We start from the raw sequence: 5430 nt of genomic DNA on the forward strand, positions 1-5430 counted from the left end.
CTGCGCCGCGAGCGGCCCGGCGAGGGCGTGTCGCCGCGCATCGTGGTCATGGATCCGCCCCGCGCGGGCCTGCACGAGGACGTGGTGGAGGCCGTGGCCGCCCACCAGCCGGAGCGCATCGTCTACGTTTCGTGCAATCCGGCCACCATGGCCCGCGACGTGGCCCTGTTCACCACGCGCGGGTATGCGCTGCAAGAGGCGCGTCCGGTCGACCTGTTCCCCCATTCGCCCCACGTGGAATGCGTGGCCCTGCTGACCCGCGCCGGGGAATAATCCGCCAAGCCTGCGGAATGGCGCGGCCCTGTTCGGGCGCGTAGCCCGGCCCGGGCATGAGACAGCCAGACGCAGGAAGGGCGCAACCCGCCCGGAAAAACGATGCCCGCCGCATGGTCAGCACCATGCGGCGGGCGTTTTCGTCCAGTGCGGCTGCAAAAATGCCTAGTGCGCCCCGCCATGCAGCAAGGGCTTGAAATTGAAGCTGCGCACCCGCTGCTCGTTGTGGCAGGCCACGCAGCCCTCCATGGTGGGCTTGTCGATGAGCGAAACGTCGCCCCCCGAATCCACGTGGGCGGAACCGGGACCATGACAGACCTCGCACCCAGCGTCGGCCAGATGGGGAGTGGCTTCGAAACTGACGAACCCGCCCGGCTTGCCGTAGCCCGTGGTATGGCAGGCGTAGCAGCCCTGCACTTCTTCCCTGCTCAGCTTGGGGGCCATCACCTGCACGCTGTGGGCGGACTTGGATTTCTTGGCGTACTTGCGGAAGGTGGCGTGCTGATCGGCATGACAGGGGGCGCAGGCGTCGGTGCCCACGTAGCTGCGCGCTTCGGCTGCCAGGGCCGTGGATACCGGTTGACCGGCACCGACCAGCACCAACAGCCCGGCCAGCAGGACCGCCGCGAGCGGTACGGACAAAGCCCGGGCCGAAGCCGGGGACAGGGACCGGGCCGAAGCCGGGGCGGCAGGCTGGATCGGAGACTGGATGGAGTTCGGGCGGCGGCACACAACGGCAGGCACGGTCAGGCGCATGGCATCCCCCCAATGGCAGGTCCGGCGGTTTGACGTGGTGGCGGGCACGGCGCAGCGTTATGCGCCGTGGCGCATTGGTATCGCGTTACAATCGAACAGTCCAGCCTTCATGAATATTTTCGCGAGCCTTCCGGGCACACGCGCCCTGATTTCACGTTTTCCGGCGCAGGCCTTCCGGCCACACGACTTCGGGGCACACGTTTTCGACCACAGGCTCCCGGGCCGGACCTTGCACCCAGGGCCTGCGGCGCCCGCCGCCCCATCCGCAACGCCATCCGACACTATGCGTGGCGCGAGGCGGTCATCCTGTCCGGCACCAGCCGGAAAAACGCCGTACGGCCCACGGCATCCCCGTTGACCGGGGCATCCGGGGCCTGCACGGCGGCCAGCAGGGCGCGCACCGCCACGGCCACGTCGGCGGCGTCGTGCAGTTCCTCGGGCCGCCCCCAGGCCAGCACGCTCAGGAAGCGCATGGAAAACCTGCAGCCCGTGCCGTCATCCGGCCTGACCACGTCGGCGTAAGGCACGAACGAACAACAGACCGTTCCGCCGCGCCGCAGCAGTTCCACCTTGTGCCCCTTGCGCGAGGAGTGGAAATAAATGGCCCCGTCCGCCAGCCCGAACGACAGGGGTACCGCATACGGCTCCATGCCGTCGCACAACGCCATGGTCATCCACAGGCTGGCGGCCACGCCCGCCCATATCTCCGCCGCGTCGGTCACTTCCCTGTCCTTGTGCCGCATGGTGCCCCCGATGTGGTCGCGGCCCCTGACAGTCCGCCGCGCGCAGTTGAATTGTTCAGTTGAATTGTTCAGGCAATCAGCAAACATGTCCGACACTTCGGTGGGGAATTTTTTCACGAACTCCGCCCCGCCGCGTTGACGCCCACCGCCCGCTGTGTTAGACACGACCCGACTTGTGAACGTTTGCACGAAGTGCCCCCGGCAACCGCTCTATCATGAATGGGCGCGAAAGCCACGGGACGGTGCCTATGTTCTTCAATAATTGGTTCAAAATCAACGACAAGAAATACCTCGACGCCATTTCCACCGCCGGGGTCATCGGGCTGCACATGGTGTCGGCCACGGTGGTCGGCCTGGGAATGGGCTGGTACCTTGATCGTTGGTTGGGAACGAAGCCGTGGCTCACCGGGGTGTTCCTGATTCTCGGCATCGTGGCCGGGTTCAAGAACGTCTGGCTGGACTCGCGAAGGCTCCTCAAGGCCCAGGACAAGGAAGATGCTGAAAAGTTTGGCCCGAAAGACTGATGAATGGCTGTGGCACAAGGGGTTCCGCGCGTCGGAAATCCGCCTTTTGCTGCGCTGCCAGATTCTGGTTTCGGGGGCGTCCTTGCTTGCCGGGGTTGCGTGCGCGCCTTTCTGGGACTGGGGGTTGTGGTTCGGCGTGGGGGCCGCGCTTTCGACCTTCAATTTCTACGCCTTGGCCAAGTTCGTGCAGGGCATCGTTTTCCTGCCGTACACGCGCGCCATGGCGGCCGGGCTCATGTTCAGATTCTACGGTCGGCTGCTGCTTACCGGTCTGGTCCTTTTCGGCCTGATCGTTTGGCTAAAGGTCTCTGTCTCCGCGCTGCTGGCGGGGCTGTCCACGTGCGTTCTCAGCATCGCCGCGTGGGGAATAGCCAGGGGCGCAGGACAAAAAGTGAAGGAGGCGTAGGGAATGGCTGGTGGATTGCCGCATCCGGTACTCTGGTCCACGCTGCTGCATGTGGATCAGGTCACCATCGGTGGAGCGACCGTCGAATTCAAGCATGTCTTCTACACGTGGTGTGCCATGGCCGTCCTGTTCAGCCTGGGCCTTCTGGTCCGCGGCGGGCTGAAACTGGTACCCGGCGGCATACAGAACGTTTTCGAGGTGGTCATCGGGGGTCTTGAAGACTTCGTGGTGACCAACATCGGCGAGGATGGACGCAAGGTGTTCCCGCTGCTTGGCGGCATCTTCCTGTTCATTCTCTTCCAGAACCTGCTGGGGCTGATCCCCGGCTGCGATGCGCCCACGGCCAACGTGAACACCAACGCGGCCATGGCCGTCTTCGTGTTCCTGTACTACAACTACCAGGGCATCAAGCGCTGGGGGCCGGGCTACATCAAGCATTTCATGGGTCCCATGTGGTGGCTCACGCCGCTGATGCTGCCGCTGGAACTCATCTCGCACACCGCGCGCCCGCTTTCGCTGACGCTGCGTCTGTTCGGGAACATCCGCGGTGAAGAAATCGTCATGGTGCTGTTCTTCCTGATGGCTCCCATCGTTGGCACCATCCCGGTGTACTTCCTGTTCCTGCTGGGCAAGGTTCTTCAGTCGTTCATCTTCTTCATGCTGACGATGATCTACCTGAAGGGCGCTTTCGAACACGCCCACTAATCTCGAAGGGAATGGTCAACCGACCAAAACAACCATACGCAAAGAGGAGTTTGTCATGCGCAAGTTTCTGATGATCGCCCTGAACACCGTGGCCCTGATGTCCTTTGCCGCCCTTGCCTTCGCCGCTGACGGCAAGATGGACGCCGGCGCGCTTGGCCTGACCTGCCTCGCCGCCGCCATCGGCATGGCCATCGCCGCCGCCGGTTGCGGCCTCGGTCAGGGCATGGGCCTCAAGGCTGCCTGCGAAGGCACCGCGCGCAACCCCGAAGCGGGCGGCAAGATCATGGTTACCCTGATCCTGGGCCTGGCCTTCATCGAATCCCTCGCCATCTACGCCCTCGTGGTGAACCTGATCCTGCTCGTCGCCAACCCCTTCGTGGGCTAGTTCGCGAGCCTCGATTCGTCCGTACGGAAGGAGGCCGTTGCAAACGGCCTCCTTTTTCAGCATTATGGCGGTTCGCCGTACGACATCCGCCAAACGAGAGACCAATCAAGCCATGCAGACTCCCAAGAGTGAACACATTCCCCGCGCAACCATCCAGCGCCTTGCCGTGTATGTGCAGGTGCTGGAAAACCTGCTGCGTGAAGGGACCGACGTCATATCCTCCGAACCGCTGGCCAAGGCGTGCAACGTCAACGCTTCGCAAATCCGCAAGGACCTTGCCTACTTCGGCGAGTTCGGCGTGCGTGGCGTGGGCTATTACGTCAAGAGCCTCATCGAATCCATCACCAGCGTTCTCGGAGTGAACCGCGAATGGAGCACCGTGCTCGTCGGGGTGGGCAACCTGGGCCGCGCGCTGCTGAATCACAAGGAATTCAAGCTGCGCGGGTTCCACATCGTGGGAGCCTTCGACTGCGACCCCTTCAAGATCGGCGAGGAAGTCTCCGGCCTTGAGGTGGTGTGCACCAAGCGGCTCAAGGAAAAGGTGGCCGACCTCGACGTCGAGATCGGCATCATCACCACGCCGCCGGAACGCGCCCAGCGCGCCGCCAACCATCTGGTGGACGCGGGCATCAAGGGCATTCTCAACTTCGCGCCTGCGCGCATCACGGTGCCGGACGACGTATTCGTGGAGTATGTGGATTTCTTCCACCACCTCTACGCACTGTCGTTCAACATCACCTTCGACCGGGCCAACCGCTGATCAGCCCACGCGCCGCTCACGCTCCGCAGCCGTTCACCGCTGCGCCATGGAACCCGCCGCAAGGCGGGTTCCATGGTTATGGACAGGCACCCCCTCCTGGCGAGTCCCGCGGTTACGTGACTGAAACCGCCGCAAGGCGGATTCCGCGGTTCCGAAGCAAGCGCCGCCATACGCGGGAGCCATGGTCGTGCAACCCACTCCGCCCCGCGGCGCTTCCGGCTTCCAGGTGCCCCGCGCTTGTGGTCGTTGCGCGCCCGCGCTAGGGTACAACCATGCCGCTCGTCCGGCATGTGCCAGTGCGGCGCCAAAGCACGCTCCCGCCACCACGCCGCGAACTGAACGTGCCGCCCTCCTCCACAACCACGGAACGCCCATGGACACCCCCCATCGCCCATCCGCATCGGCCTGCCCGGCAGCCGCCATGCCCGCGTCCTCCGCACCCGCGTCCGCATCCGGAAAACCCCGCGCCCATGCCCGCTGCTTCGCCCTGCTGACGGATTTCGGGCTGGACGACCCGTACGTGGGCCAGTTGAAGGGCGTGCTGCACCGGCTGGCTCCCTCGGTACCGGTCATCGACATTTCGCACGGCGTGCCGCCCCATCGCGTGGAAACCGCCGCCTTCTTCCTGGCGGCCAGCCATCCGCACTTTCCTGCCGGGGCCATCTTCATCTGCGTGGTGGACCCCGGCGTGGGCTCACCACGCGGCCTTGTCTCCATGGAAAGCGGCGGACAGGTGATGCTGGCCCCGGACAACGGCCTGCTGCACCTGGCGGCGGAGGCGCGCCCCGACGCCGTGCTGCGCAGGCTTGACCCGACCCGCCTGCCCGATCCGCAAGGCGCCACCTTTCACGGACGCGACGTGCTCGCCCCGCTGGCCG

The 5430-nt window shown here is 64.8% G+C and carries 8 protein-coding genes and 1 pseudogene; 7 read left to right on the plus strand and 2 right to left on the minus strand.

Features of this window, described 5'->3' with window-relative positions; all coding sequences use genetic code 11:
• Positions 1-273 (plus strand): annotated as a pseudogene (locus tag FVW20_RS06640) (23S rRNA (uracil(1939)-C(5))-methyltransferase RlmD); the annotation flags it as partial.
• A 165-nt stretch (positions 274-438) separates the two neighbouring features.
• Here FVW20_RS06640 and FVW20_RS06645 read toward each other — a convergent pair.
• Entirely contained in the window at positions 439-1029 is a 591-nt protein-coding gene (locus tag FVW20_RS06645; protein ID WP_196608816.1) for a cytochrome c family protein, read from the minus strand.
• A gap of 281 nt (positions 1030-1310) precedes the next feature.
• Positions 1311-1772, minus strand: a complete 462-nt coding sequence (locus tag FVW20_RS06650; protein ID WP_196608817.1) for a pyridoxamine 5'-phosphate oxidase family protein — start codon at positions 1770-1772, stop codon at positions 1311-1313.
• A 248-nt stretch (positions 1773-2020) separates the two neighbouring features.
• Between FVW20_RS06650 and FVW20_RS06655 the strand changes: the two genes are divergently transcribed.
• The 6 genes from FVW20_RS06655 to FVW20_RS06680 all read left to right on the plus strand — a co-directional run.
• Positions 2021-2296, plus strand: a complete 276-nt coding sequence (locus tag FVW20_RS06655; protein ID WP_012612517.1) for an AtpZ/AtpI family protein — start codon at positions 2021-2023, stop codon at positions 2294-2296.
• Complete coding sequence (locus FVW20_RS06660) at positions 2268-2702, plus strand: ATP synthase subunit I (RefSeq protein ID WP_012612518.1); 435 nt, start codon at positions 2268-2270, stop codon at positions 2700-2702. Before FVW20_RS06655 ends, FVW20_RS06660 begins: the two co-directional genes overlap by 29 nt.
• A 3-nt stretch (positions 2703-2705) precedes the next feature.
• Positions 2706-3407 (plus strand): F0F1 ATP synthase subunit A, encoded by a 702-nt coding sequence (gene atpB, locus FVW20_RS06665; protein ID WP_012612519.1) that lies wholly within the window; start codon positions 2706-2708, stop codon positions 3405-3407.
• Between the two features lie 55 nt (positions 3408-3462).
• Positions 3463-3792, plus strand: a complete 330-nt coding sequence (locus FVW20_RS06670; protein ID WP_007523853.1) for an ATP synthase F0 subunit C — start codon at positions 3463-3465, stop codon at positions 3790-3792.
• 64 nt (positions 3793-3856) lie between these two features.
• On the plus strand, positions 3857-4552 hold the full coding sequence (locus FVW20_RS06675; protein WP_084559548.1) for a redox-sensing transcriptional repressor Rex: 696 nt from the start codon (positions 3857-3859) through the stop codon (positions 4550-4552).
• 373 nt (positions 4553-4925) lie between these two features.
• Positions 4926-5430, plus strand: a 505-nt coding sequence (locus FVW20_RS06680; RefSeq protein WP_196608818.1) for an SAM-dependent chlorinase/fluorinase, incomplete at its 3' end; no start/stop codon positions are given.

Source organism: Nitratidesulfovibrio oxamicus (assembly GCF_015731765.1).
Classification (GTDB): domain Bacteria; phylum Desulfobacterota; class Desulfovibrionia; order Desulfovibrionales; family Desulfovibrionaceae; genus Cupidesulfovibrio; species Cupidesulfovibrio oxamicus.

Bases quoted from the DNA above. Each gene is read 5' to 3' on its own strand.
- FVW20_RS06660 (WP_012612518.1), top strand. From the start codon at position 2,268: ATGCTGAAAAGTTTGGCCCGAAAGACTGATGAATGGCTGTGGCACAAG.
- FVW20_RS06675 (WP_084559548.1), top strand. From the start codon at position 3,857: ATGGCGGTTCGCCGTACGACATCCGCCAAACGAGAGACCAATCAAGCC.
- FVW20_RS06670 (WP_007523853.1), top strand. From the start codon at position 3,463: ATGCGCAAGTTTCTGATGATCGCCCTGAACACCGTGGCCCTGATGTCC.
- atpB (WP_012612519.1), top strand. From the start codon at position 2,706: ATGGCTGGTGGATTGCCGCATCCGGTACTCTGGTCCACGCTGCTGCAT.
- FVW20_RS06645 (WP_196608816.1), bottom strand. From the start codon at position 1,029: ATGCGCCTGACCGTGCCTGCCGTTGTGTGCCGCCGCCCGAACTCCATC.
- FVW20_RS06655 (WP_012612517.1), top strand. From the start codon at position 2,021: ATGTTCTTCAATAATTGGTTCAAAATCAACGACAAGAAATACCTCGAC.
- FVW20_RS06650 (WP_196608817.1), bottom strand. From the start codon at position 1,772: ATGCGGCACAAGGACAGGGAAGTGACCGACGCGGCGGAGATATGGGCG.